Here is a 24,537-nt window from a genome sequence, read left to right on the forward strand (position 1 = left end):
CGATGCCGTTCAGGCCACGGCACCGGCACAAAAGTTCCCCCGGCGCCACTGCCAGGCGACGCTAGCGCCGCACGCAGGCTTTGTAGGTGAACTTGTCGCCACGAAACATGAATTCGGAGAAGGCCAGCGGCTTCTCGTCGATGTCGTGCGGCGTGAACCGGATGCGCAGCAGCGGCTCGCCCGGCGCCACCTTGAGCCGGCGCGCGGTTTCGGCATTGGCAGGGATTGCTGCGCTCTCCGTGTGCAGGTACTTGAGGCGATAACCCAGGCGGGCCTCCACGATCATCAGGGCATCGTGGTTTTCCAGGTCGTGCTCCAGAATCGCGCGCATCAGCGGTTCGGGCGCCATCGTCATGCCGACCGCCACCGGCACGCCGGCCACTGACTTGAGCATGGTCACGCACAGCAGCCTGGTTCCCGGCGGCAGGCGCAGCGCATCGGTGGCGATGGCCGGCGCCGCGATCAGCCGCGTCGACAGCAGCTTGCCGTGCGCTTCGTGCCCGCGCGCGCGCATGTAGTCGAAAAAGCCAGTCAACGGCCCCAGGTCCGCCTGCGCCGCCGGACGGCTGACAAAGCTGCCCTTGCCGTGCACCGTCTCGATCAGCCCTTCGGCAAGCAGCGATGCCAGCGACTGGCGCACGGTGATGCGGCTGACGCCGAATTCAGCCATCAGCTCAGACTCAGACGGCAGCTTGATGCCCGGAGTCCATTCGTTGTTGACGATGCGCTGGCGCAGCGCGCCTTCGATCTGCTTGAAGCGAGGCAGGGAGCTTGTTGTCACGAGATTGGCGGTGTTCACGGCATGTCCGATGCGGGCTTCTACTTATCATAACAACATTGACTCATCATAACATGTCATGACAACATGCTCGGACACACCAATGACAAGATTCGCGGCGCCGTCTTGGAAGTCATGGCGCACGCATACGGAGACAAGCGATGCCAGACCTCTGCGCCCTGTTGCAGCCGCGCACCATCGCCGTGATCGGCGCCTCCACCCAGCCCGACAAGGTGGGCGGCATGCCGGTGCGGCTGCTGAGCGAACTGGGCTACGCCGGCCGCATCATTCCCGTGCATGCCACGGCGCGCGAAGTACAGGGGCTGGCTGCGGTGCCCTCGCTGGATGCGCTGGACACACCGGCCGACCTCGCCATCGTGGCGCTGCCGGTCAGTGCCAGCCTGGACACCATGCGCCAGCTGGCGCGCAACGGCACGCGCGCCGCGGTGTTCTTCACTTCGGGCTTTGCTGAAACCGGCGGCGACGGCATCGCCATGCAGGCGGAACTGGCGGCACTCGCGCAAGCGCACGGCATCACGCTGCTGGGGCCCAACTGCCTGGGTGCGATGAACCTGCGCGAGCGCGTCTTTGCCACTTTCTCGCCGATGCCGCTGAGCGGGCTGCCGCCGCTGGGCGAAGTCGGGCTGGTCAGCCAGAGCGGCGCCTTCGGCGCCTATGCCTTTGGGCTGGCGCGCGAGGCATCGCTGGGGCTGAGTCACTGGGTCACCACCGGCAACGAAGCCGGCCTGCACGTGGCCGACGTGATCGAATGGCTGGCGCACGACGACGCCACCCGCGTGATCCTGGCCTACCTGGAAGGCTGCCGCGACGGCACCCGCCTGCGCCGCGCGCTGGCGGCGGCGCGTGCCGCGGGCAAGCCAGTGGTGGTGACCAAGGTCGGCACCACCGAGGCCGGGGCCCGCTCCGCGCAATCGCACACGGCCAGCCTGGCCGGCGAGGACGCCGTCTACCAGGCGGTCTTCGACGAGTACGGCGTATTCCGCGCCCATACGCTGGATGACTTCTTCCGGCTGGGCTACGTGCTCTCGCGCGGGCGTCGGCCGACGCGCTGGCAGCCCTCGGCGAAAGAGCCGGAAAGCGCCGTCACGCCGGTCGCATTGGTCACGGTTTCGGGCGGCGTCGGCATCATGATGGCCGACCAGGCCGAGGCGCTGGACCTGCCCCTGCCGCCCATGCCGGAAGCCGCGGCCACTGCGCTGCGCAGCGCCATCCCCTTTGCCAGCACGGCCAATCCCATCGATGTCACCGGGCAGATCGTGGCGCAGCCGGAAGTGCTGCTGGACGCGATTGCCGCCGCGGCGCAAAGCCCCGACTACGGCAGTGTCGTCGCCTTCCTGGCGGGCGGCGTTGGTGCGCCGCGCATCTGGCCTGGCCTGCAGGATGCTGTCGAGACCCTGAACAGCAGCGGCACCGCGGCGCCGCTGCTGTTCAGCGGGCTGGTCGATGACGAAAAGCGCCGCTGGCTCGAAGCGCGCGGCGCGCTGGTCTTCCGCGAACCCGCCCAAGCGGTGCAGGCCGTGGCCGTGCTGGCCCGCGCCGCCGCGCAGGCAGCGGCAGCACATGCGAAGCCCGCCGTAGCTGCCGCGGCCCTGGCTGCGCCGGACCTTCCGCGCGACACTACGTCGCTGTCCGAGTTCGAAGCCATGCAGTGGCTCAACGCCTGCGGCATCCCCACCGCACCCCACGGACTGGCGCGCGATGCCGACGAGGCCGTGCGCATCGCCGAAGGCATCGGCTACCCGGTTGCCGTCAAGCTGTGTTCGCCCGACATCCTGCACAAGAGCGACGTAGGCGGCGTGGTGCTGAACGTGGCCGATGCGCAGGCGGTGCGTGCGGCGTTTGCGCAGGTGCAGGCCGCCGCTACCAACCACGGCAGCCCGGCGCGCTTCGAGGGCGCGCTGGTCGCCGGCATGGTGCGCGGCTGGGGCGAGCTGATGGTGGGCGTGCGGCGTGACCCGGTCTTCGGGCTGGTAGCGCTGGCCGGCATCGGCGGCACGGCAGTTGAGATCTTCCGGCAGACCGCGTTCGGCCTGGCCCCGCTGACCCATGCCCGCGCCTGCACCATGCTGCGCGCAAGCCGAGCCGAAGCGCTGCTGTGCGGCCATCGCGGCCATCCCGCGGTCGACGCCGATGCCGTGGCCGAAGTGCTGGTGCGCGTGTCGCAGGCCGCCGCCGCACTCGGGCCGCGGCTGGACACGCTGGAGATCAATCCGCTGATCGTCACCGCCCAGGGCGTGGTCGCGGCCGATGCCGTGGTCACGCTGCATGCCGGGGACGGCATCAACGAGTAAAGCAAAACCCGACGGAGACAACGCCATGAACCAACCCGCTGCGCCCTTCCTTGCCGGCGCACCCATCGACACGCCCCAGGAAGCCCTCACCGCCGCGGCGGCGTTGCCGCTGGTGCTCGCCACCTATCCGCTGTTTGAAAGCCTGCGCACCTGCCGGCTGCAGACCTCCGTAGCCCAGGCCACCGGCTACGGCCGTGCCCCCGTCAACGTGCTGTCGGCCAGCACCCACCAGTGGACACACAAGGACCGCGACATCGTCACCCCGGCCAATGACCTGCTCTACTTCTGCGCCTGGGTCAACCTGGCCGACGGCCCGGTCACGCTGCACGTGCCGGCGCTGCCGGACGCCAGCCGCTATTACGTGGTGGAGCTGCTGGACGCCTGGACCAACAACTTCGAGAACCTGGGCCCGCGCAACGTTCCCGCGGCCGGCGCCGACATCGTGCTGGCCGGCCCCGGGCAGCAGGCCGAAGGCGACCACGTGGTGCGCTGCCCCACCGCACTGGTCTGGCTGCTGGGCCGCGTGCTGGTGACGGGTGCCGACGATCTGCCGGCGGCGAGCGCCTTCGAGAACGGCTTCTACCTGTCCGGCGGCGCCAGGATGCAGCCCGCCTGCGTGCGCGACTGGCAGGAGGGCGGCGAGCCCGCGCTGGACTTCTTCGCCAACATCTTCAACGCCCTGCGCGAGTATCCCGCCGAGCCTTCCGCCGCCGGCCTGCTGTCGCTGCTGCGCAAATGCGGCATCCGCGCCGGCGACGCCGTCGATGTGGGCGCGCTGCGGCCTGCGGTGCAACAGGGCCTGGTCCGCGCCTGGCACGAAGGCATGGCCCTGATCGAAGCCAACACCCGCAGCCATGCGCGCAAGAGCTGGACCTACAGCCTGCTGCTGGGCCGCTATGGCGACGACTGGATGCAGCGCGCGGTCACCGCCATGAAGGGCCTGGGCGCACTGCGCGCCGACGAGGCCGTCTATGCCGCTGCCGACTACGACGCCGACGGCGAACTGCTGCACGGCCGCCACGCCTACGCCCTGCACTTCCCCGCGGGACACCTGCCGCCGGCGCAGGCGTTCTGGTCGGTCTCGCTCTACGGCGCCGACCGCTTCTTCACCGACAACGCCATCGGGCGCTATGCGCTGGGCGACCGCAGTCCCGGTCTGCAATACGATGTCGACGGTGGCCTCACGCTGACCATCTCGCACCAGCGCCCCACGCAGGCGCAGGACAACTGGCTGCCGGCACCGGACGGCCCGTTCTACCTGATCCTGCGGCTCTACCACCCGACCGATGGCTTCATGGCCGGCGGCTACGTGATCCCGCCCTTGCGGCGCATTGCCTGATGGAGCGCGCCATGGAACACCACGACAACCTGCTCGGCACGCTGGCGTGCGACGCGGTGCGCTACACGCTGCCGCTGTACGAGATGGCGCGCATGCGCGCCGCCACCTGCCCGCGGCGCGATGGCACCGGGGTCTTTGCCGGCGACGGGCCCGACACAACGCTGCGCTGGATCAACACGGTCACGCACGTGCGCACGCTGCTCGGCCCGCAGCACCGGCAGGTCGTCACGCCGAACAACGACACGCTCTACACCAACGCGTGGCTCGACCTGTCCGGCGGCCCGCTGCTGCTCGACGTGCCCGACTGCCACGGCCGCTACTACGTGCTAGGCCTGCTCGACGCCTATACCAACCCGTTCGGCTATATCGGCACCCGCACCACCGGCACGCAAGGCGGCACCTGGCTGCTGTATGGGCCAGCCTGGCGGGGCGAGGTGCCGGCCGGCGCAACGCCGCTGCCCTGCCCCACCAACGCGGTCTGGATCATCGGCCGCATCCTGGCCGATGGCGAAGCCGATTTGCCGGGTGCACATGCCCTGCAGGACGGCATCCGCCTGCGCCGGCCAGACGGCACCAGCGCAGCAACCGTGTTCGATGCTGGCATGCAAGCCGGCGAGCGGCCGGCCGATCCCGACCGCTACGCCGCCGTCGTCACCCGCATGCTGCGCGAGAACCCGCCACCCGCGGCCGAAGCGGAACTGGTCCGCAGCTTTGCCCCGGCCGGCATCGGCAGCAACGCGCCGCTGACCGGGGCACAGCGCGCGGCGCTGGCCACCGCGCTGACGCAGGTCGACGCGGAACTGGCCGCGCCCAGGGTCTCCGCGCTGGGCGGCGGCTGGTTCCTGCCGGTGGAAATCCGCACCTCGTTCGGCACCCACTACGCTCTGCGCGCCGAAGTGGCGCGCAACTACATCGGTGCGCTGGGCGTTGAGGAAGCCATGTACCTGATGGCCGATTGCGATGGCGACGGCTTGCCGCTGGACGGCAGGCGCCAGTATGAACTGGTGTTTCCCCGGCAAGGACTACCCCAAGTGGGCGCATTCTGGTCGCTGACCATGTACCGTAAATCGGACTGCATGCTGGTCGAGAACCCCCTGCAGCGCTACTCGCTGGGCGACCGCTCGCCGGCCCTGCGCCCGGCGCCCGATGGCAGCCTGTGCATCGTGCTGGGCGCGCAGCCACCTACGGAGAACGCCCTCGCCGGCAACTGGCTGCCGGCCCCCGCTGAGCCGTTCTATGTAGCGTTGCGCCTCTACGTGCCCGGCGCCACGCACCTGGAACGCACCTTCCGCTATCCACCCATCCGCCGCATGAAGGAAGCATCATGAATCGGACCACAATCTTCGCCCGGGCCGTGCTGACGGCCGGCCTGGCGATGCTGTGCCTGGCCAGCCCGGCGCAGGCGCAAACGTATCCGTCGCGGCCGGTCAAGCTGGTGTCGCCATATGGCGCCGGCGGCTCCAATGACATCTCTGCCCGCATCCTTGCCGAGGCACTTGGCCACAAGCTGGGCCAACAGGTGGTGGTGGAGAACAAGCCTGGCGCCGGCACGCGCCTGGCCACCGAGCAGGTGGCCCGTGCCGCGCCGGACGGCTACACGCTGCTGTGGGCTGCCGCGCCCTTCGCCATCAATACCGCGGCAGGCATCGCCCAGCGCTACGACGTCCACAAGGACTTCGTGCCGGTGGGACCGCGCGTGCTGGGCCCGGTCTTCCTGATCGTCAATGCCAGCTCGCCGGCCCGCACCGTGTCCGACTTCGTGCGCATGGCCCGGGACAAGCCGGATGGCGTGACGCTGGCCTCCCCGGGCGCAGGCTCCGGCCCGCACCTGACCGCCGAGCTATTCGGGCAGGTCGGCAAGTTCCAGCTGCTGAATGTCCATTACCGCGGCGACGCCACCGCCTATACCGAACTGCTGGCCGGCCGCGCGGACGCCACCCTGACCGCCATCACCTCGGCGCTGCCCTTTATCAAGGCCGGCAAGCTGCGCGTGCTGGCAGTGGCCTCGGAACAGCGTTCGCCGGTCTATCCGGATGCGCCCACCTTTGCCGAGCAGGGTTACCCGGGCATGGTCGGCTACGGCTGGTTCGGCCTGGTCGCGCCGGCCGGCACGCCGCCCGCCGTCTCCGAGCGCCTGAACCGCGAGGCATCGGCCGTGCTGGCCGATGCCGAGATCCGCAAAAAGCTGCTGGGGCTGGGGCTCGAGCCGCAGCCAGAGCCGGGCAGCGCGTTTTCCGCCTTCATCGACCAGGAGATCGGCAAATGGGGCAAGCTGATCAAGGCGCGCGGCATCAAGCTGGAGTGAGACTTCCCCTTCGACGTAGGGCAACACGGACCATCCATCCCAAGGAGACAACGCCATCATGACGACCGCTGCCCACCTGCTGCGCGGCCCGCTGCTGCAAGCCGCCCTGCCCCTGCTCACCGTGCTGGCCCTGGCCGCCGCGCCCGCCCCGGCCGGCGCACAGGGCGCCTACCCGGCCAAGCCCATCCACCTGATCGTCGCCTACCCGCCGGGCGGGCTGACCGACACGCTGGCGCGCACCATCGGCGATGGCCTGTCGCGCCAGCTCGGCAAGACGGTGGTGGTGGAGAACAAGGGCGGTGCCGGCGGCATCATCGGCACCGACTACGTCGCCAAGTCGGCGCCTGACGGCTATACGCTGCTGATGACCATTCCCGGCCCGATCACGTCCAACCTGGCGCTGTACAAGAAGCTGCCCTACGATCCGCGCACTGAGCTGCGCCCGATCTCCGACATCGCCACCGCGCGCACCGTGCTGGCGGTCAACAGCAGCGTGCCGGCCAAGACCGTTGCCGAACTGCTGGCCTATGCCAAGGCATCGCCGGGCAAGCTGCGCATGGGGTCGTGGGGCGCGGGCACGCAGCCGCATACGATCCAGACCTACATCGCCAGGCAGTACCAGGCTGACATGCTGCATGTGCCCTACCGCGGCGAAGGACCCATGGTGACCGACCTGCTCGCCGGCCAGGTCAACGTGACGGTGGGCTCCGTGACCGCGCTCAAGCAACACTTCGCCACCGGCAAGCTGCGGCCCCTCGCTGTCACCGGCACGCGCCGCGCACAGGGCCTGCCAGACGTGCCGACCTTCGCCGAGGCCGGCTACGCCGACGAACCGTTCCGGCTGACCGGCCCGATCACGCTGATGGCGCCCGCGAAGACGCCGCAGGACATCATCGACCGCCTGGGCCGCGAGACCGCCAGCCTGGTCGCCAGCGCCGACATGCAGCGGCGCATCGTGGACATGGGCGCGGAACCGCTCGGCAATACCCCGGCACAGGCAGAGGCGGCGTACAAGGCGTACCTGCCGGTGGTGCTCAAGCTGACGGCGGATACGGGGGTGACACTCGACTGAGCTACGCTGCGGGCGCCTAGTCCACGGTTGCGTATTCCAGCGCCTTCGGCGTCTTGATGATGACCTCCGGCTGGTCGCCAACCACCACGGTATCGTCCAGCCGGAAGCCGCCAAGGCCGTAGACATAGAGGCCCGGCTCCGCCGAATACACCTCTCCCGCAAGCAGCGAGCGGGTATTGAAGGCCATGTCCTCCGGGTATTCATGCAGCATCAGACCGACCGCGTGGCCGGTGCGATGAAAGACATAGTCCCCGCAGCCGGCCTGCTCGATCACAGCCTGCGCGGCCGCATCCATGTCGCAGACGCGCTTGCCGACCACCGCCGCGGCAACGGCAGCGTCGGTGGCCTTTGCCGCAACCTGGTAGAACCGCGCCTGCTCGTCGCCGGGCCGGCCGCAAAACCAGGTGCGCTCATTCTCGACATAGAGCCCGTTCAGGCGCGGCAGCACCAGGTTGACGATGGTGTCGCCGGCGGAAATCCGTGCGCCGCATCCGGCGCCATCGCCATGCGGCGATGCCGAAGCTGGCCCGGTCAGCGTCCAGCATTTGAGGATGTCGAAGTCCTCGCCCGGAAAGCGCCGCGCCGCCTCCTCCGACATCAGCGCCGCCATGGCGTGGTCAAGCTCCTGCACCAGCCGGCCTGGCCGGAAGTTCTCGCGGTAGCGATCCTGCACCCAGTCCGTCAGCGCACCTAGCTCGCGCATGACCTGCAGCTCCTCCGCATGCTTGACCCAGCGCAGGCTGCGCATCTCCGCCATGGCGGGCCGCAGCGTGAGTTCAGGCAGGCAGCGCTGCGCACCGGCCAGGATCGGATGCTGGACGTCGACCGCAATCCGCGACATGCCGAGCCCCCTGGCCCCCAGCAGCGCGGCAACCACTTCCGGCAGCTGCGCAGGCAGCGGCAGGCGATTCGAGACACGGGGATGCTCGGCGTAGTAGGTGACATCGGCAAGCCAGACCGAGCCCTTCCCGGTCGCAAAGCGCATATGGTTGGTCGACAGCTCGTTCATGACCGCGAAGGTGTCGCCATTGCGCGGCACCACCACGAACACCGGGCGCTCCCACGGCCAGACATCGAGCTGGAAATTGGTCGCGTACTGGAAGAAGTCAGGCGTGCCGAACACCAGCGCATCGACGCGCAGCTTGTCCATCAGCCTGTGCATCGCCGCCAGGCGATAGCCTTGTACGGCCTTGGTGAGATGTGCCATGGCAGCGGTCCTCAGAGAGAAATGGCAAGGTTGCGGATGATCGGGCCCCAGGTATCGGCGTCGCGCTTCATATAGCGCTCCACCTCGGACGGCGGCCCCTTGATTGCATCCAGGAACTGGAAGGCAAGCTTCTCCTGGAACTGCGGGTCGTCCAGGATCTGGTTGATGTCGGCATTGACCTTGCGGATAACGCCTGCAGGCGTGCCTGTGCGGGCCACGATCGCGTACCACCCGGGTACCTGCACGTCATAGCCAAGCTCCTTGAAGGTGGGCACCGCGGGCAAGGCCGGCTGCCGCTTGTCGCCGGTGACCGCCAGCGGTATCAGCTTCTTGCCGGCGATGTAAGGCTGCACGCCCGCGAGCACATTCATCATCACCGGGGTCTGCCCGTTCATCAGGCTGGTCGAGCCGCCGCTGCCATTGAACGGCACGTGCTGCAGCCGGACTCCGGTGCGTTGCGCGACCAGTTCCATCGCCAGGTGGGTGGAGTTGCCGATGCCGCCCGACGCGAAGCTGATCTCGCCGGGGCGAGCCTTGGCCATCCGCACGAAATCCTGGAACGTATCAGCCTTGAGCGACGGCGCCGCGACAAAGACAAAGGGCGAGTTGGCGAGCATCGCCACGCCAGTCAGGTCCCGACCCGGGTTATAGGGCAGCTTCGGATACAGGAAGGGATTGAAGCTCAGGTTGGAAACGCCGGCGAAGAACAGCGTGTAGCCATCGGCGGGCTGCCCGATCACATAGCTGATCGCCAGCGTCCCGTTGGCCCCGGGCTTGTTCTCCACCACCACCGGCTGGTTCCAGGCACGGCTGAGCTTTTCCGCGAGCGCGCGCGCCAGCACATCATTGCCGGTGCCGCCGGCCTGCGGCACCACCAGCCGTACGGGCTTCGAAGGGAAGGTTTGCGCCTGCCCGGTCCCTGGCAGCGCCATCGCCACCGCAGTCCCGGCCACCCAGGCCAGTAGTTGTCGCCGATCCATATTGCACCCTGTTGGTTTGCCACGATTCGCCTCGTTCGCAAGGCGTGGGATGCAATGTACCACGTGGTACACGAATGGGAAAAATCGGGGTTTACGCGGATTTCCGGGGAAAAAAACCGTTACTTGCCGGTTTGGGGAAGCGCCGCCATCCTGGCGGCGAAGTACTTCAGCGCGGCCGTCGTGCCCTTGCGGTCACCCGTGGTGACCAGGTCCAGCAGCAGCCCGCGCATGGTGGCAAGTTCCACGCGCGCGCGCAGCCCGGCCTCGGCCGGGGCGCGGCCGAGGTCGCGCTGCAGGCGCGTCGCCAACGTGGTTGTCCAGCTGCCGACCACGTCTTCCAGAAAGCCGCTGAAGCGCTCGCGGTCGCGGATGGCCTTGCCGTAGATCTCGAACATCAGCTGCATGATCGGCAGGTAGCCTGGGGCGGAATAGCGCTCCCACGCCGCTTCCATCGCGGCTTCGGGAGCCATGCCTTCCACCATCACGCGCTCGCGGGCGGCCTGCTCCGCATGGCGGATGCGATGCAACAGTGCCTGCCAGAAGCCATCCCCGGAGCCGAAGTAGTAGATCAGCATGCGGTGGCTCGTGCCGAGCGCATCCGCCACGCTGCGCAAGGACAGATCGCCCAGGCCATTGGCGAGAACATGATCGGTGGCGGCATCCAGCAACTGGATGGCCTGCTCGCTGGCGGAGCGGTCAAGAGCGGGGGCTTTGGCTTTCGGCATGACGGGGTGGCACGTGCGCCGGGCGCGCAGGATGGCTGCCCCGGATTCTACGATAACTGTCGTCGCCGGCCTGCGTGATACAGTCTTCAGCGTACGGCACACCGCCACCACGCAAGCATGAAAACGCTGCTGATCGTCTATCACACCATGACCGGAGGCACCCGGCAGATGGCCGAGGCCGCCGCTGGCGCGGCCCGCCAGCAGCCCGGCATCACGGTCGTACTCAAGACCGCTGCCGAGGCAGGCCCGGACGATGTCCTTGGCGCCGACGGCTATCTCTTCGCCACGCCGGAGAACCTGGCCGCCATGGCAGGGATGATGAAGGACTTCTTCGATCGCTGCTATTACGCCGCGCTGGACCGCATCAACGGCCGCCCCTACGCCACCATGATCTGCGCCGGCAGCGATGGCCAGAATGCGCTGCGCCAGATCGAGCGCATCGCCACCGGCTGGCGGCTCAACGCCGTGGCGCCGGGGCTGATCGTCTGTACGCATGCGCAGACACCGGAGCGCATCCTTGCGCCCAAGCAGATCGAAGCCGGGGACCTGGCGCGTTGCGCGGAGTTGGGTGAGGGGTTGGCAGCGGGATTGGGGCTTGGGGTGTTCTGATGGCACGCCAGGTGCCGTACCGCGCTATCGGGCGGGGCGGGCCTGTTCTCAGGCAGCCAGTGGTGTGATGCCGCTCGGGGTGTCATTGCCGCCCCCTTCCTCTTGCACGATCAGCGCGACGCCACGCCGCCTGGCCGCAGCCATGCCGATACTGACGGCGATTTCGCGATCCTCGCAGTGCACCAGGCCCTTGCGGGCACTTTCGACCGCCAGTTCCCAGCCTTGCGCCGTCTGCCTGATCAGGAAGTTCGCAGCCATGGGTCGCTCCGTCGTTGGTGTTCTTGCAGCGTAGTCCATTGGCCTGCCAATGAAATCGGCGTCAGTCCGATAGCGTGCGGGCACTTCTCCTACACCAGGGTGGGGACGGTTAAATCCAGGCGCCGTACCTGACACACAATAATCGCGGAAATATGATTGTTGATGCATGTCATGGTTATAACGCCCCGATCGATCCAAAAATCCTCCTCGACTACGAGAAACCTGAGCCCCGGACCCGCGAGGAGCCGTGCCGCGCACGGTGACACGCCGGGTCATGATTATCGGTGACAGGCCCGGGCAAGCCGGATCAGCAACCGGCTTGCCCGCGCCCATTCCCGATATATCGGAGGAGAACAATGGATGTACACGATATCGCCGGCACGGCTGTGGCCGGCTCACCGGCCCCGGTTCCGCGCGCCAGGCCCCCGCGTCCCGGCAAGAGCATGCTGCAGGATGTTGAGCAGATCCGCCTGGCAATCGAGATGATCGGCCTGGGCGCCCGCCTGCAGGTGCTGGAGTCCGAAGTGTCTCTGCCACGCGTGCGCCTGATCCGGCTGTACAAGGAGCTGTGCGGGGTGTCGCCGCCCAAGGGCATGCTGCCGTTCTCCACGGACTGGTTTGTCTCCTGGCGCCCGAATGCCCATGCCTCGATGCTGCTTGGCGCCTACCGCTTCATGACCAGCCGCGGCAGCCTGGACGGGATCCGCGCGGTCTTGTCCAGCTACCGCATGTACCGCGAACAACTGTGCGCCACCGGCGAGGCCTCGCAGCTCAGCTTTACCCGCGCCTGGACGCTGGTGCGCTTCTATGAGCGCGGCATGCTGCGGCTGGCGCGCTGCAGGGACTGCCGGGGCGAGTATGTCGTGCAGGCCGACGATGCGCGCCACCGCTACGTCTGCGGACTGTGCCTGCCGCCTGCGCGCGCAGGCAAGGGCCGCAAACCCGCGCCGGCGGCGTTGGCCGGCTGACGCCGCGCAAGGCGTCCCAGTGTCTGCCGCCGCACTGTCCGGTGCACGGCAGGCTTCCATGATGAGTGCTACTGCCATCCAGGCCGCCGGCGTTTCAGGCCGGCCCCGCTTGTACCAGGGAGCCTCGCCCATGTTCAGGATCACCATGCTTGGAAAAAAGACCGGCGCGGCCGCGCCCGACAACAATGACCACAACACCGCCGAATCTCCCGCTCCGGGTGCGCCTGGCGAGCCGGGCAAGACGATGCCGGAACAGCTGGCGCAAAACCTCAAGACACAAGGCGATGCCATGATCCAGTATGGCGCGCGCCTGCTGGTGATGCGCGAGCTGCTGTGCTCGCTGACCACAGGCCTGCCGCCGGCGGCGCGCGCCAGCGCCGAGCAGCGCTTCCGCCAGCGCATCAACCAGTTGATGTCGCTGACCGACGACCATGTCCTGCCGGCGGAATTCCACCGCGCCCTGCTGGCCGAGGTCAATTACTACCTGGGCGAATTGAAAAAACCCTGAGCAATTCCTGCCCGATAATCCCGCCGGTCATTATTGCAGGCGTGACGACGCCGCCTGCGCGTATTATTCAGCGCCATTTTCCCTTCCCCGGATCGCACCCCGGCACAGTCGGAAATGCCCTGCCCCGGCCCGAGCATTTCCGCTGAATCCCAGGCGCTGCAATAATCTCCCCCTGTTTGCTACTGGTAGTAACCGTCATCGCCGGGCAGCTGCCATCGTGCTACAGTGCGCCCTTCAGAGAAAGCCTGCGCAGCGACGCATAGCGCACCCACGCCGCCCTTCGGCCCGCGCGCCGTGCCGGGGGCGCCGCCCTGGCGTCCCGCCTTGCTTTGTCAGCCTCCGACGCGCACACCGTGCCGCGCCAGGCGCCGGGCATATGCCGGGGGCCGGCCCTCGCTCTTCCCGTTCGTTCGGGTGCATCCCGTTCGCCACCAGCCAGTGGCGCCGAATTATTGCCGCGCAGCCGCCTGCCCGGGGCCTTTGCCCGAGCCGCCGCTGCCGCTCCTAGGATCTACATGAAACACCGGCTCCAGGCTGCGCTCACCATCGCAGTCTTCAAGCTCGTCGCCGCCCTGCCGTACGGTGTCACCGCACGCCTGGGCGACGCGATCGGCAAGCTGCTGTATCGCATCCCCAGCCGCCGCCGGCGCATTGTCCATACCAACCTGTCCCTGTGCTTCCCGGACATGGATGCAGACACGCGCGACAAGCTGGCACGGAACCACTTCGGCCACGTCCTGCGCAGCTACCTGGAGCGCGGCGTGCAGTGGTTCGGCAGCGCCGAGCGCCTGGGCAAGCTGGTGGAACTGGACTCGCGCATCGACCTGGCCTCGTGCGCGGAGCATCCGACCATCTTCATGGGCTTCCATTTCGTCGGCATCGAGGCCGGCTGCATGTTCTATTCGATGCGCCACCCGGTGGCCTCGCTGTACACCAGGATGTCCAGCCAGATGCTGGAAGACATCTCGCGCACGCAGCGCGGGCGCTTTGGCGCCGAGATGATCCCGCGCAGCGGCAGCGGCAAGCAGGTGGTGCGCACGCTGCGCGCCGGCTGCCCGGTAATGCTGGCGTCGGACATGGATTTCGGCATCAACGATTCGGTGTTCGTGCCGTTCTTTGGCGTGCCGGCCTGCACGCTGACCTCGGCCTCGCGCCTGGCCAGCATGACCGGCGCGCGCGTGGTGCCCTTCACCACCGAAGTGCTGCCCGACTACCGCGGCTACCGGCTGCGCATATTCGACCCGCTGGAAGGCTTCCCCTCGGGCAGCGTCGAGGAAGATTCGCGCCGCATGAACGCCTTCCTCGAAGCCCAGATCGCCACCATGCCGGAGCAGTATTACTGGATCCACCGGCGCTTCAAGAACCGGCCCGCAGGCATGCCGTCGGTGTACTGAGCCCGGATTATCCGGCGGCGCGGCGCCAGGCCTCCTGGATGTCCGCCACCAGCCGCTCCAGCTGGGCCGCATAGCGGGCATTGTCGCGGCTGCGCTCGCTCTCGTTGAACGGGAAGCTGATATTGAGCCCGTAAAGCTGCTGGTCCGGCCCGGAAAATGCGGCCCCCACGGCCAGCAGGTGCCCGGGCTGGTAGGCCGCGGTGCAATAGCCGTGCCGCTGCGCCTGCGCGATGCCGCGCAGCACCTTGGCCCGCATGTTGATCCAGTCCTCGCCCTGGCGCGCGGCGATGCCGGCCAGCAGGTCCTCCCTCACCCCCTCAGGCTGCGCCGCCAGCCATGACAGCCCGATCGCCGTCATCTCCATCGGCACGCGGGTTCCCGGCACCACGCGCCGCGTGCGCGACACGCTGTCGCGGCTGTGCCGGATCGACGCCAGGTACACCATCTCCAGCTGGTCGCCCACGGCCAGCCCCACGTTGACCTTGCCGGCCTCGGCCACCTTGCGCATCAGCGGCAAGGCAATGTCCGGCGCGCGGCTGGACTGGTGGAAGGCATCGGCCAGGCTCAGCACCACCGGCGCCAGCCGGTAGGCGCGTTCGTTCACGTCATAGCGCAGGAAGCCGGCATCCACCAGCGAGCGCGTCAGCCGGCTGACGGTGGGGCGCGGCAGGCTGGTGCGCACCGCCAGCTCGGCATTGGTCAGGCTGGTGGTGCCAACACGGAAGGCCCGCAGCAGCACCAGCCCGCGCTCCAGCGACTGGCTGCCCGCGGTGTCGCGGGTAAAGCGGCCGGTCTGGTGCGTGACGCGGCGGGTGGAGGGCTCTGGCAGCACGGCGTCCGGCATCGCCAATAATTTCAGTTAGTGAAATTAGAGTATAGCGGTACGGCCGCGCGGCGCGAATACTGTGTCCATCCCGGCCCCCGAGCCGATCCACCACAGAGGAACGCCCCGCATGTCAGCCGACGCCAATATCCAGGTCACCCATGAAGGCCACGTCGCCCGCATCGTCCTGTCCCGCCCACCGCACAATTTTGTCGATGCCGACATCATGCGGCGCCTGGCCGACACCCTGCAGGCGCTGGACGACAACGAGAACTGCCGCGCCATCGTGCTGGCGTCCGGCGTCAGCGCCTTCTGCGCCGGGGCCGACTTCAGCGGCGCCGACCAGGGCGCGATAGCCAACGACCCGGGCGGCTTCTACGCGCATGCGATGAGGCTTTACCGCAACCGCAAGCCGATCGTGGCCGCGGTGGAAGGCGCCGCCATCGGCGCCGGCATGGGGCTGGCGCTGGTGGCGGACTTCCGCGTGACCTGCGCCGAGGCACGCTTCAGCGCCAACTTCAACCGGCTGGGCTTTCACCCCGGTTTCGGCATGAGCCTGACGCTGCCGCGGCTGGTGGGCGAGCAGCAGGCCGCGCTGCTGTTCTATACCGGCCGGCGCATCACCGGCACCGACGCGGCCGAGATCGGCCTGGCCGATGAACTGGTGGAAAAGGCGCAGGTCAATGCCCGCGCCATGGCCCTGGCGCAAGAGATCGCCGCCTCTGCCCCGCTGGCCGTGGAATCCACGCGCGCCACGCTGCGCGAAGGGCTGGCCGACCGCATCGCCGAGATCAACCAGCGCGAACTGGCAATCCAGCACGGACAGTTCCGCAGCGAAGACTTCCGCGAGGGCGTCGCCGCCATGGCCGCGCGCCGCGCCCCTGTTTTCAAGCGCCGTTGAAGGAGTGGCCCCGATGAGCGAACAAGACACCCGCGCCACGCCGGCCGGCCCGCTGGACGGCATCCGCGTGCTCGACCTCACCGCGGTCGTGCTCGGGCCGCTGGCCACGCAGGTGCTGGCCGACTTTGGCGCCGACGTGATCAAGATCGAAGGGCCCGAGGGCGACCTGATGCGCGCCAACGGCGTCTCGCAGCACGCCGGCATGAGCTCGATCTACCTGGCGCTGAACCGCAACAAGCGCTCGGTCGTGCTCGACCTGAAGACCCCCGAGGGCGCCGAGGCGCTGCGCGGGCTGATCGCCAGCGCCGACGTGCTGGTGCACAACATGCGCGTAGCCGCGATCGAGCGGCTGGGCTTCGGCTATGCCGAAGTGGCGCGCATCAATCCGCGCATCGTCTACTGCGTGGCCACCGGCTTCGGCCAGGACGGTCCGCACCGCGACAAGCCGGCCTTCGACGACATCATCCAGGCCGGCTGCGGGCTGGTCGCGCTGGGTTCCACCACCGGCGATCGCCCGGAGTACGTGCCCAGCCTGATCGCCGACAAGACTACCGGGCTGGCCCTGGCCAACGCCGTGCTGGCAGCCCTGCTGTACCGCGAGCGCCACGGCGTCGGCCAGTCGGTGGAGGTGCCGATGCTGGAGACCATGACCGCGTTCGTGATGGCCGAGCACCTGGGCGGCCTGACCTTCGAGCCCGCACCCACAGGCGCCGGCTACGCCCGCCTGCTGCAGGGCGGGCGCCGACCCGCGCCGACCCGCGACGGCTGGATCTGCGCCCTGCCCTACACCGAGCGCCACTGGCAAGCCTTCTTCCGCGCCGTGGGCCGCGACGACCTGGCCGAGCGCTACGAGGTGGCCGACCGCGCGCAGCGCAACGCCAATATCCGCGCGCTGTACGGTCACCTGGCCGAGTTGACGCCGGCGCGCACCACCGATGAATGGATGGCGCTGTTCGAGTCGCTCGACATCCCCGCCACGCCGATCTACGGCCTGGACGCGCTGGTCGACCACCCGCACCTGCGCGCCGTCGGCCTGTTCCAGGAAACGCAGCACCCCACCGAAGGCCCGCTGCGCGAAGTGCGCCCCGCCGCGCGCTTCTCGGCCACGCCGCTGTCGCTGCGCCGCCATGCGCCGGGACTGGGCGAACACACCGCCGAAGTCCTGCAGGAGCTGGGCCTCGCGCAAGGCGTCAGCCAACCATAACGAATCAGCAGGAGACAGGGCATGAACTTTGAACTGGACGACGAACACCGGATGCTCAAGGACCTGGTCGCGCGCTTTGTGCGCGAGCAGCTGATCCCGCTGGAACCCGCGGTGCTGGCGCGCGAAGCCGCCGGCGGGCAGATGACGCTGCTGCCGGAAGAGCATGCGCGGCTTGACGCGATGTCGCGCGAACTGGGCCTGTGGGGCCTGGATGCGCCCACGGAGATGGGCGGCGCCGACCTGCCCACTGTGGCCATGGTGGGTGTCAACGAAGAACTGGGCAAGACCATCACGCCCTACGAATTGCCGCCGGACTCGCCCAACCTGCGCATGCTGATGCTGAGCGCCAGCGAGGCCCAGCGTGAGCGCTACCTGGCCCCTTACGCGCGCGGCGAGACCGTGTCGGCCATCGCCATTTCCGAACCGGGCGCCGGCGGCGACCCCGCCATGATGACCACGCGCGCCGAACGCGACGGCGAGCACTGGGTGCTCAATGGGCGCAAGATCTGGATCAGCCGCGCGGCGCGCGCCGACTGGACCATCGTCATGGCCGTGACCGACAAGGCCAAGGGCGCGCGCGGCGGCATCTCGGCCTTTATCGTCGAGCGCGGCACGCCGGGCTTCCGGGTGGAGCGCCGCATCCCGATGATCGGCGGCGCATCGACTTACGAGGTGGTGCTGGAAGACTGCCGCATCCCCGCCTCGCAGCTGCTGGGCACCGAGGGCCAGGGCTTTGCGCCGATGCAGGCGCGGCTGTCCACGCGCCGCGTGCAGATGGCCGCGTGGTGCATCGGCCGGGCGCAGCGGGCGCTGGACATGATCTGCGAGTACGCGCCGCAGCGCCAGACCTTCGGCGCGCCGCTGGCGCAGCGCCAGGCGATCCAGTGGTGGGTGGCCGACGCCGCCACGCGCATCCACGCGTGCCGCCTGATGACCTACGAAGCCGCCAGCCGCATCGACGCCGGCGACGAGGCCCGCACGCAGGTATCGATGATCAAGGTATTCGCCACCGAGATGGCGTGGGACGTGATCGACCACGCCATGCAGACCTTCGGCGCGATGGGCATGACCAAGGAACTGCCGCTGCAGCAGATGGCCAACGAGACCCGTCTGATGCGCATCTACGAAGGGCCCAGCGAGGTGCACCGCTGGGTCATCGCACGCGACCTGCTCGGCTTGCGCCGTTAGGCCCCCGCTTATCCCCTTGCACCGGCGGGAACACGCCGGGCATTCCACGCTCAGGAGACACCATGCAACAGGTTTTCCGTTCCCGCCGCCGCTTCCTTGGACTGGCTGCCGCCGCACTGGCGGCCATCGGCACCGCCACGCCGCTGGCGGCGCCCGCCGCCGAGTCCGCCGACGCCTTCCCGTCCCGCCCGATCCGCTTTGTCGTGCCCTTCCCTTCCGGCAGCGGCACCGACACCACCGCGCGCATGTTCGCCAAGAAGATCGGCGAGCTGACCGGCCAGGGCGTGGTGGTGGAGAACAAGCCCGGCGGCAACGGCTTCATTGGCGTGCAGACCGCGCTGAACGCGCCGCCAGACGGCTACACCGTCTTTATCGGCAGCAATTCCACGCTGTCGACCAACGCCGCCACCTTCCGCAAGCTGCCGTATGACCCGCTGACCGACTTTGCGCCGATCACGCTGCTGTCGCGCGGGCCATGCGTGATCATCGTGCCGGCAAGCTCGCCCTACCGCACGCTGACGGAACTGCTGGAAGATGCCCGCAAGCGCCCCGGCGCGCTCAATTACGGCTCGGGCTCGATCTCCTACACGCTCTACTCCGAGTGGCTCAACGAACTGGCCCGCATCAAGACCACCGCCGTGCCGTACAAGGGCGCTGGCGATGCCATCAACGGCGTGATGGCGGCCAATGTCGACTTCGCCGTGGTGGATGCCACCGGCGCCATCGAACTGGTCCGCGGCGGCAAGGTCCGCGCGCTGGCCTACACCGCACCGCAGCGCTCGCCGCTGCTGCCGGACGTGCCCTCCATCGCCGAAGCCGGCCTGCCGGACTTCCTGGCCTACAACTGGGTAGCCGCGGCGGTCTCGGCAAAGACGCCGCCGGCAGTGGTGAAACGGCTGCAGGACCTGTTTGCGCAGGCCGGCAGGGCCCCGGATGTGCGCGAGTACTACACGCGCCAGTCGACCAAGCTGATCCTGTCATCGCCTGCCGAAATGCTGCAGTACCAGAAGGACGAGATCCAGCGCTGGAAGCGGCTGGCGGAGGTGGCCAAGATCCCGCTGCAATAACCGCGTGGCCCTGCCGCTGCCTCAGCGGCTGTGCTCGCTCAGCAGCACCGTCAGGCGCTGCGCCAGCGGCGACAGGTAGGCGCCCTCGCGCGAGATCACGCCGATGTTCCGGCGCAGGTCCAGCTCCTCCACGCCCAGCGGCAGCACGCGCAGGCCGTGCTGCATGGCATCGCCGCCTTCATTGGCGATGCTCAGCATCTGCGTGCCCTGCATCAGCGCAAACAGCGAACTGCTGCCAAAGTCGATCTCGATGCGCGGCTGCGGCTCCGGCAGGCCGCGCTGGCGGAACGCCGCGTCCACCTGCTGGCGCAGCGTGATATGCCCTTCGGGCAGCAGCCATTCCTGGTTCGCCAGGTCCGCCAACCGCAGCTTGCGCCGCTGCAGCAAGGCATGGCCCTCGTCCGCCACCACCACCAGCCGGTCGTCAAAGAGCGGCTGCACCGTCAGGCCGGTCGATGAGGCTGCCAACGGCGCCGGTGCTACCGCCACATCCAGTTCCCCCGCCGCCAGCAGGTCCAGCAGGTCGCGCGCCAGCCTGCGGCGCAGCCGCAGCCGTGCCACGGGCCGCTCGCGCACCAGTTGCCGGCAAGCGCCCAGGATCACGTTGCCCGGGATCGACGGCGAATAGCCCACGCGCAGGATGCCCTGCTCGCCGGTGCGGATGCCCAGCATCTCCTTGATGCCGTCCTCGTATTCCAGCTGGATGCGCCGCGCCCGCTCCAGGAAGCGCGTGCCGGCGTAGGTGGCGGTCATGCCGTTGGCGGTGCGCTCGAACAGCGGCAGCCCGGCCTGGGTCTCCACCCGCTGCACCGCCTTGGTCAGCGCCGGCTGGCTGATTCCCAGCGTGTCGGCGGCACGGCCGATGCCGCCGTGCGCCGCCACGGCGAGGATGTATTCGATATCCCGCGTCTCCATTGCCTCACATTCCCGATGGTTATGGCTTTATAGCCAATGCTTCATTGTGGTGATGCCAGCCATCTTACAGACTACGGCGCACGAGCACACGTAAAAGCGCTCACCGGGATCAACAGGCATCAACGGAGACAGCATGGGTTTCGCGTATTTCCTGCGCCGCGCCGCGCGCTACTGGGGCGACCAGCCCGCCATCCTCTACCAGGACCGGGTGGTGACCTATCGCCAGCTGGACCAACGCTCAACGCGCCTGGCCAATGCGCTGCTGGCACTGGGCCTGCAGCCCGGCGACCGCGTCGCGGTGCAGTCGCGCAACCGGCCCGAGCTGGTCGAACTGGAATGCGCGCTGTACAAGGCGGGCCTGGTCAAGGCGGCGCTCAACCCGCGCTTCACCGCGGCCGAGGCCAGCGACGTGGTCGGGAACTGCACCCCGCGCGTGCTGATCGCCGGCCCCGGCTACACCGGCTATGCGCGCACCACGGCCGGCTTCGGCAGCATCGAGACCTTTATTGCCATCGGCGATGCGCCGGCGGGCTATGTCGAGTATGAAGCGCTGCTGGCCAATGCCGGCACCACGCCGCCTGACATCACCCCCGCCCCCGACGACCTGGCCGTGCTGCACTTCTCGTCCGGCTCCACCGGCAAGATCAAGGCTGCCATGCAGAGCTACGGCAACCGCATGGCGGCGCTGCGCAAGATGGTGTCCGGCATGGACCGCCCGGCCCGCCCCGGCGACCAGCTGGCGCTGATCGGGCCGGTCACGCACGCCTCCGGCATGCTGATGCAGCCCTACCTGTACCAGGGCGCCACGCTGGTGCTGTTCGAGAAATTCGAGCCCGCGCACTTCCTGGCCGAGGTGGCGCGGCTACGCATCACCCACGTGTTCATGGTCCCGGCCATGATCAACATGCTGCTGGCCGAGCCCACGCTGGCCCAGGCCGATCTGTCCAGCCTGAAGACCCTGGCCTACGGTGCCGCGCCAATGGCGCCGGCACGCATCCGCGAGGCCTGGGAGCGCATCGGCCCGATCCTGTCGCAGGGCTATGGCGCCAGCGAATCGACCTCGGGCGTCACACGTCTGTCCACCACCGACCATGCCGACGCCATTGCCAACCACCCTGAGCGCCTGGCCTCCTGCGGCCGCGCCCTGGGCGAGACCGAAGTGCGCGTGGTCGACGAGCAAGGCAAGGAGGTCGCCGTGGGCGAGATCGGCGAGCTGGTGATCCGCGGCGAAGACGTGTTCCACGGCTACTTCAACGAGCCCGCGCTGACGCGCGAGACCATCATCGATGGCTGGCTGCACACCGGCGACATGGCGCGCGTGGACGAGGCCGGCTACCTGTACCTGGTCGACCGCAAGAAGGACATGATCATCTCCGGCGGCTTCAACGTCTATCCGACCGAAGTGGAAGCCACGCTGTACCAGCACCCCGACGTACTGGAAGCCTGCGTCATCAGCGTGCCGGACGACACCTGGGGCGAAAGCGTCAAGGCCGTGGTCACGCTGCGCCCCGGGCGCGAGGCCACCGCGCAGCAGCTGATCGCGCATTGCCGCGAGCGCATTGCCGACTACAAGTCGCCGCGCTCGGTGGACTTCGTCGCCGAGCTGCCCAAGAACGCCAGCGGCAAGCTGGCCCGCAAGATCGTGCGCGAACGCTACTGGCAAGGCGTCGGGCGCCGTGTGAATTGAAGGAGCCCGCCATGTTCGATCACCTGACCAATCCCGTACTGCTGGAAACCCGCGCCGGCATCCGCCGCTTTATCGACGAAGAACTGCGCCCGCTGGAACAGGAACTCGGCCTGGGCTCTGAAGACCCGTGGCCGCGCGAGACCCTGCGCAAGGTCTGGCGCCGCTCCAGCGAGCTGGGCTTCTACGCCGCGTGCCTGCCGACATCGCTCGGCGGCAAGGGCCTGAACATCCAGGAGCAATGCGCGCTCAAGGCCGACCTGGCCGCCAGCGGCTCCACCCTGGCCGCGCACGTGCTGGGCGACCTGGGCGGCCCGCCGCGCGTGGGCAACATGCTCAAGTACGCCACGCCGGACCAGCTCAAGCGCTACTTCGAGCCCGTGATCCGCGGCGAGAAGTCGACCTGCTTCGCACTGACGGAAACGCATTCCGGCTCCGACGCACAAAGCATCAGGACCTCGGCCGTGGCCGATGGCGACGAGCTGGTCATCAACGGCGGCAAGCACTACATCAGCGGCGCGCCGTTCGCCGACTTTGCCATCGTCATGTGCGTGACCGACGCCACCACCACGCCGCCGGCCATCACCGCGGTGCTGGTCGACCTGGACCTGCCGGGCGTGACGGTAAGCAACGAGTACGTGCCGATGTCGGGCCAGCATATCGACGGCGACATCCGCTTCGAGAACGTGCGCGTGCCGCGCGCCAATATCTTTGGCGGCGAAGGCAACGGCTTCAAGCTGGGCATGTCGCGCATCAACGTGAACCGCCTGCTGCACTGCCCCAGCATGCTGGGGCTGGCCACCAGGGCATATGAGTCGTCGGTGGCATATGCCGGCCAGCGCCGCCAGTTCGGCGGGCCGATCGCGCGCTTCCAGGCGATCCAGCACATGCTGGCCGACATGGCCGCCGCGCTGTGGGCCTGCGAGAGCATGATCACGCATACCGCCGCGCTGGCCGATGCCGGCGCCGACCTGCGCATGAAGGCTGCGGCGTGCAAGCTCTTTGTCTCGGAGCGCTGCTTCGAGGTGGCGGACAAGGCCGTGCAGATCCACGGCAACGTCGGCGTCACGCGCGGCCATCCGGTGGAGCAGACCTTCCGCAAGCTGCGCATGTTCCGCATCTTCACCGGCACCAGCGAGATCCAGCGCAACACCATTGCGCGCGCTATCCTTGAACCGCTGCAGCAGCAGAAGGCCTGACCGTGCCGGCGGCACGGTCGCCGCCGGCATGAACACCATAAGACAAGACCACGGAGACCAAGCATGAACCGCCGAAACTGGCTTGCCACCGCCGGCGCCGCCGCGCTGGGCAGCCTGCTGCTGCCGGCCCGCGCCGCCAGCGCTTCATCCAGCTACCCCAGCCGCCCGATCCGGCTGATCGTTCCGTTTATCGCCGGCAGCACGCCCGACAACGTGGCCCGCACGCTGTCGGCGGAGCTGGGCAAGAAGCTCGGCCAGCCGCTGGTGGTCGAGAACATGCCCGGCGCCGGCGGCATCATCGGCGCCAGCGCGCTGCGCCGGGCCGCGCCCGATGGCTATACGCTGGGCATCCTGGCCAATGCGCACGTGATCAACGTGCACATGTACCGCAAGATGCCATACGATCCGATCCACGACTTCACGCCGATCACGGCCCTGTCCGGCGGACCGTCCGCGCTGGTGGTGCCGGTCTCGTCGCCCTACAAGACCGCTGCCGAACTGATCGCCGCCATGAAGAAAGCGCCGGGCAAGTTCAACTACGGCTCCGGCGGCAAGGGCAGCATCGCCCATCTTGCGGTGGAAACCATGCTGCACCAGACCGGCTGTGACGCCGTGCATATCCCTTACAAGGGTGCGCCGGAAATCATCACCGCCATGCTGACCGGACAAACCCAGTTCGGCATGCCGGTGCTCGGCACCGCAACGCAATACGTGCGCAATAACCAGGTCAGGGTGCTTGCCGTCACTGCGGCCACCCGTTCGCCGTTCTTCCCGGACGTGCCAACCATGGCCGAAGCCCTGCCCCCGGGCTTTGTCATCGACAACTGGAGCGGCCTGTTCGCACCGGCCAACTTCCCGGCCGAACTGACCCAGAAGCTGCATGCCGCCGTCGGCGCCCTGCAGACGGCCGGCGTGTTTGATGCCCAGCTCAAGGCCAATGCCGGCGAACTGCGCCGCAGCGCCTCGCCCGCGCAGTTCGGCACCATTGTCGCCAGCGACAACGCGCGCTACGGCGACCTGATGAAGTCGATCGGCATGGTCGGCGACCTGGGCTGAGCGTCCTGTCCGCCCCGCGCCGCACGCCACCTTCCGCGCGTGCGG

General features: G+C 68.5%; 23 protein-coding genes. 16 read left to right on the forward strand and 7 right to left on the reverse strand.

The window, feature by feature from the left end:
* Window positions 1-61 precede the first annotated feature (61 nt).
* The gene (locus AC3WQZ_RS21300) at window positions 62-799 is read right to left on the reverse strand and encodes a GntR family transcriptional regulator (RefSeq protein ID WP_492301202.1); all 738 of its coding nucleotides are present in this window, start codon (window positions 797-799) and stop codon (window positions 62-64) included.
* Window positions 800-939: 140 nt separating this feature from the next.
* Here AC3WQZ_RS21300 and AC3WQZ_RS21305 point away from each other — a divergent pair, with 140 nt between their 5' ends.
* Genes AC3WQZ_RS21305 through AC3WQZ_RS21325 form a run of 5 tightly spaced genes read left to right on the forward strand, consistent with a single transcriptional unit; the run spans window position 940 to window position 7,806 of the window.
* Entirely contained in the window at window positions 940-3,090 is a 2,151-nt protein-coding gene (locus AC3WQZ_RS21305; RefSeq protein ID WP_010809647.1) for an acetate--CoA ligase family protein, read from the forward strand.
* A gap of 25 nt (window positions 3,091-3,115) precedes the next feature.
* A complete protein-coding gene (locus AC3WQZ_RS21310; protein ID WP_010809646.1) occupies window positions 3,116-4,429 on the forward strand; it encodes a DUF1254 domain-containing protein in 1,314 nt (437 codons plus the stop codon).
* A gap of 11 nt (window positions 4,430-4,440) precedes the next feature.
* The gene (locus tag AC3WQZ_RS21315; protein WP_492301204.1) at window positions 4,441-5,757 is read left to right on the forward strand and encodes a DUF1254 domain-containing protein; all 1,317 of its coding nucleotides are present in this window, start codon (window positions 4,441-4,443) and stop codon (window positions 5,755-5,757) included.
* A complete protein-coding gene (locus AC3WQZ_RS21320) occupies window positions 5,754-6,734 on the forward strand; it encodes a Bug family tripartite tricarboxylate transporter substrate binding protein (protein ID WP_011616891.1) in 981 nt (326 codons plus the stop codon). The genes AC3WQZ_RS21315 and AC3WQZ_RS21320 overlap by 4 nt, the downstream gene beginning before the upstream one ends.
* 58 nt (window positions 6,735-6,792) lie before the next feature.
* Window positions 6,793-7,806, forward strand: a complete 1,014-nt coding sequence (locus AC3WQZ_RS21325) for a Bug family tripartite tricarboxylate transporter substrate binding protein (RefSeq protein WP_010809643.1) — start codon at window positions 6,793-6,795, stop codon at window positions 7,804-7,806.
* 16 nt (window positions 7,807-7,822) lie between these two features.
* Here the strand turns inward: AC3WQZ_RS21325 and AC3WQZ_RS21330 are convergent, their stop codons facing one another.
* The 3 genes from AC3WQZ_RS21330 to AC3WQZ_RS21340 form a co-directional block, all read right to left on the reverse strand.
* Window positions 7,823-9,013: a M24 family metallopeptidase gene (locus AC3WQZ_RS21330; protein WP_492301206.1), complete on the reverse strand. Its 1,191-nt coding sequence runs from the start codon at window positions 9,011-9,013 to the stop codon at window positions 7,823-7,825.
* An 11-nt stretch (window positions 9,014-9,024) separates the two neighbouring features.
* A complete protein-coding gene (locus AC3WQZ_RS21335; protein WP_037023981.1) occupies window positions 9,025-9,993 on the reverse strand; it encodes a Bug family tripartite tricarboxylate transporter substrate binding protein in 969 nt (322 codons plus the stop codon).
* A 119-nt stretch (window positions 9,994-10,112) separates the two neighbouring features.
* Window positions 10,113-10,718 carry a TetR/AcrR family transcriptional regulator gene (locus AC3WQZ_RS21340; RefSeq protein ID WP_492301208.1) on the reverse strand — a complete coding sequence of 202 codons (606 nt, stop codon included), beginning with the start codon at window positions 10,716-10,718 and terminating at the stop codon, window positions 10,113-10,115.
* Window positions 10,719-10,835: 117 nt separating this feature from the next.
* On the opposite strand from AC3WQZ_RS21340, the gene AC3WQZ_RS21345 reads away from it, so the two are divergent.
* Window positions 10,836-11,327, forward strand: coding sequence for a flavodoxin family protein (locus AC3WQZ_RS21345; protein WP_010809639.1), 492 nt, complete (start codon window positions 10,836-10,838; stop codon window positions 11,325-11,327).
* Between the two features lie 48 nt (window positions 11,328-11,375).
* Here AC3WQZ_RS21345 and AC3WQZ_RS21350 read toward each other — a convergent pair whose 3' ends face one another.
* Window positions 11,376-11,585, reverse strand: a complete 210-nt coding sequence (locus tag AC3WQZ_RS21350) for a hypothetical protein (RefSeq protein WP_041688042.1) — start codon at window positions 11,583-11,585, stop codon at window positions 11,376-11,378.
* Window positions 11,586-11,941: 356 nt separating this feature from the next.
* On the opposite strand from AC3WQZ_RS21350, the gene flhC reads away from it, so the two are divergent.
* The 3 genes from flhC to AC3WQZ_RS21365 all read left to right on the forward strand — a co-directional run bounded on the left by flhC (window position 11,942) and on the right by AC3WQZ_RS21365 (window position 14,455).
* Window positions 11,942-12,553 carry a flagellar transcriptional regulator FlhC gene (gene flhC, locus AC3WQZ_RS21355; protein ID WP_011616889.1) on the forward strand — a complete coding sequence of 204 codons (612 nt, stop codon included), beginning with the start codon at window positions 11,942-11,944 and terminating at the stop codon, window positions 12,551-12,553.
* Between the two features lie 130 nt (window positions 12,554-12,683).
* A complete protein-coding gene (locus tag AC3WQZ_RS21360; RefSeq protein ID WP_010809636.1) occupies window positions 12,684-13,061 on the forward strand; it encodes a hypothetical protein in 378 nt (125 codons plus the stop codon).
* A gap of 515 nt (window positions 13,062-13,576) precedes the next feature.
* Window positions 13,577-14,455 carry a lipid A biosynthesis lauroyl acyltransferase gene (locus AC3WQZ_RS21365; protein WP_010809635.1) on the forward strand — a complete coding sequence of 293 codons (879 nt, stop codon included), beginning with the start codon at window positions 13,577-13,579 and terminating at the stop codon, window positions 14,453-14,455.
* A 7-nt stretch (window positions 14,456-14,462) separates the two neighbouring features.
* Here the strand turns inward: AC3WQZ_RS21365 and AC3WQZ_RS21370 are convergent, their stop codons facing one another.
* A complete protein-coding gene (locus tag AC3WQZ_RS21370; protein ID WP_010809634.1) occupies window positions 14,463-15,299 on the reverse strand; it encodes an IclR family transcriptional regulator in 837 nt (278 codons plus the stop codon).
* Between the two features lie 109 nt (window positions 15,300-15,408).
* Between AC3WQZ_RS21370 and AC3WQZ_RS21375 the strand changes: the two genes are divergently transcribed.
* The 4 genes from AC3WQZ_RS21375 to AC3WQZ_RS21390 all read left to right on the forward strand — a co-directional run bounded on the left by AC3WQZ_RS21375 (window position 15,409) and on the right by AC3WQZ_RS21390 (window position 19,638).
* Window positions 15,409-16,179: an enoyl-CoA hydratase/isomerase family protein gene (locus tag AC3WQZ_RS21375; protein ID WP_492301210.1), complete on the forward strand. Its 771-nt coding sequence runs from the start codon at window positions 15,409-15,411 to the stop codon at window positions 16,177-16,179.
* Between the two features lie 13 nt (window positions 16,180-16,192).
* On the forward strand, window positions 16,193-17,383 hold the full coding sequence (locus tag AC3WQZ_RS21380; RefSeq protein ID WP_010809632.1) for a CaiB/BaiF CoA transferase family protein: 1,191 nt from the start codon (window positions 16,193-16,195) through the stop codon (window positions 17,381-17,383).
* A 21-nt stretch (window positions 17,384-17,404) separates the two neighbouring features.
* Window positions 17,405-18,571: an acyl-CoA dehydrogenase family protein gene (locus AC3WQZ_RS21385; protein ID WP_011616886.1), complete on the forward strand. Its 1,167-nt coding sequence runs from the start codon at window positions 17,405-17,407 to the stop codon at window positions 18,569-18,571.
* Window positions 18,572-18,633: 62 nt separating this feature from the next.
* Complete coding sequence (locus tag AC3WQZ_RS21390) at window positions 18,634-19,638, forward strand: Bug family tripartite tricarboxylate transporter substrate binding protein (protein ID WP_010809630.1); 1,005 nt, start codon at window positions 18,634-18,636, stop codon at window positions 19,636-19,638.
* A 21-nt stretch (window positions 19,639-19,659) separates the two neighbouring features.
* Here AC3WQZ_RS21390 and AC3WQZ_RS21395 read toward each other — a convergent pair whose 3' ends face one another.
* Complete coding sequence (locus AC3WQZ_RS21395; RefSeq protein WP_492301213.1) at window positions 19,660-20,553, reverse strand: LysR family transcriptional regulator; 894 nt, start codon at window positions 20,551-20,553, stop codon at window positions 19,660-19,662.
* A 133-nt stretch (window positions 20,554-20,686) separates the two neighbouring features.
* Between AC3WQZ_RS21395 and AC3WQZ_RS21400 the strand changes: the two genes are divergently transcribed.
* The 3 genes from AC3WQZ_RS21400 to AC3WQZ_RS21410 all read left to right on the forward strand — a co-directional run bounded on the left by AC3WQZ_RS21400 (window position 20,687) and on the right by AC3WQZ_RS21410 (window position 24,492).
* On the forward strand, window positions 20,687-22,240 hold the full coding sequence (locus AC3WQZ_RS21400) for an AMP-binding protein (protein WP_439669828.1): 1,554 nt from the start codon (window positions 20,687-20,689) through the stop codon (window positions 22,238-22,240).
* A gap of 11 nt (window positions 22,241-22,251) precedes the next feature.
* Window positions 22,252-23,436 carry an acyl-CoA dehydrogenase family protein gene (locus AC3WQZ_RS21405; protein WP_011616882.1) on the forward strand — a complete coding sequence of 395 codons (1,185 nt, stop codon included), beginning with the start codon at window positions 22,252-22,254 and terminating at the stop codon, window positions 23,434-23,436.
* 63 nt (window positions 23,437-23,499) lie between these two features.
* Window positions 23,500-24,492: a tripartite tricarboxylate transporter substrate binding protein gene (locus tag AC3WQZ_RS21410; protein WP_010809626.1), complete on the forward strand. Its 993-nt coding sequence runs from the start codon at window positions 23,500-23,502 to the stop codon at window positions 24,490-24,492.
* Window positions 24,493-24,537: the final 45 nt, after the last annotated feature.

It is taken from the genome of Cupriavidus sp. FW305-26 (assembly GCF_058787975.1).

What these genes read in the sequence shown, in the direction of transcription:
- AC3WQZ_RS21305 (WP_010809647.1), top strand. Translation starts at nt 940, where the DNA reads ATGCCAGACCTCTGCGCCCTGTTGCAGCCGCGCACCATCGCCGTGATC.
- AC3WQZ_RS21310 (WP_010809646.1), top strand. Translation starts at nt 3,116, where the DNA reads ATGAACCAACCCGCTGCGCCCTTCCTTGCCGGCGCACCCATCGACACG.
- AC3WQZ_RS21315 (WP_492301204.1), top strand. Translation starts at nt 4,441, where the DNA reads ATGGAACACCACGACAACCTGCTCGGCACGCTGGCGTGCGACGCGGTG.
- AC3WQZ_RS21320 (WP_011616891.1), top strand. Translation starts at nt 5,754, where the DNA reads ATGAATCGGACCACAATCTTCGCCCGGGCCGTGCTGACGGCCGGCCTG.
- AC3WQZ_RS21325 (WP_010809643.1), top strand. Translation starts at nt 6,793, where the DNA reads ATGACGACCGCTGCCCACCTGCTGCGCGGCCCGCTGCTGCAAGCCGCC.
- AC3WQZ_RS21330 (WP_492301206.1), bottom strand. Translation starts at nt 9,013, where the DNA reads ATGGCACATCTCACCAAGGCCGTACAAGGCTATCGCCTGGCGGCGATG.
- AC3WQZ_RS21335 (WP_037023981.1), bottom strand. Translation starts at nt 9,993, where the DNA reads ATGGATCGGCGACAACTACTGGCCTGGGTGGCCGGGACTGCGGTGGCG.
- AC3WQZ_RS21340 (WP_492301208.1), bottom strand. Translation starts at nt 10,718, where the DNA reads ATGCCGAAAGCCAAAGCCCCCGCTCTTGACCGCTCCGCCAGCGAGCAG.
- AC3WQZ_RS21345 (WP_010809639.1), top strand. Translation starts at nt 10,836, where the DNA reads ATGAAAACGCTGCTGATCGTCTATCACACCATGACCGGAGGCACCCGG.
- AC3WQZ_RS21350 (WP_041688042.1), bottom strand. Translation starts at nt 11,585, where the DNA reads ATGGCTGCGAACTTCCTGATCAGGCAGACGGCGCAAGGCTGGGAACTG.
- flhC (WP_011616889.1), top strand. Translation starts at nt 11,942, where the DNA reads ATGGATGTACACGATATCGCCGGCACGGCTGTGGCCGGCTCACCGGCC.
- AC3WQZ_RS21360 (WP_010809636.1), top strand. Translation starts at nt 12,684, where the DNA reads ATGTTCAGGATCACCATGCTTGGAAAAAAGACCGGCGCGGCCGCGCCC.
- AC3WQZ_RS21365 (WP_010809635.1), top strand. Translation starts at nt 13,577, where the DNA reads ATGAAACACCGGCTCCAGGCTGCGCTCACCATCGCAGTCTTCAAGCTC.
- AC3WQZ_RS21370 (WP_010809634.1), bottom strand. Translation starts at nt 15,299, where the DNA reads ATGCCGGACGCCGTGCTGCCAGAGCCCTCCACCCGCCGCGTCACGCAC.
- AC3WQZ_RS21375 (WP_492301210.1), top strand. Translation starts at nt 15,409, where the DNA reads ATGTCAGCCGACGCCAATATCCAGGTCACCCATGAAGGCCACGTCGCC.
- AC3WQZ_RS21380 (WP_010809632.1), top strand. Translation starts at nt 16,193, where the DNA reads ATGAGCGAACAAGACACCCGCGCCACGCCGGCCGGCCCGCTGGACGGC.
- AC3WQZ_RS21385 (WP_011616886.1), top strand. Translation starts at nt 17,405, where the DNA reads ATGAACTTTGAACTGGACGACGAACACCGGATGCTCAAGGACCTGGTC.
- AC3WQZ_RS21390 (WP_010809630.1), top strand. Translation starts at nt 18,634, where the DNA reads ATGCAACAGGTTTTCCGTTCCCGCCGCCGCTTCCTTGGACTGGCTGCC.
- AC3WQZ_RS21395 (WP_492301213.1), bottom strand. Translation starts at nt 20,553, where the DNA reads ATGGAGACGCGGGATATCGAATACATCCTCGCCGTGGCGGCGCACGGC.
- AC3WQZ_RS21400 (WP_439669828.1), top strand. Translation starts at nt 20,687, where the DNA reads ATGGGTTTCGCGTATTTCCTGCGCCGCGCCGCGCGCTACTGGGGCGAC.
- AC3WQZ_RS21405 (WP_011616882.1), top strand. Translation starts at nt 22,252, where the DNA reads ATGTTCGATCACCTGACCAATCCCGTACTGCTGGAAACCCGCGCCGGC.
- AC3WQZ_RS21410 (WP_010809626.1), top strand. Translation starts at nt 23,500, where the DNA reads ATGAACCGCCGAAACTGGCTTGCCACCGCCGGCGCCGCCGCGCTGGGC.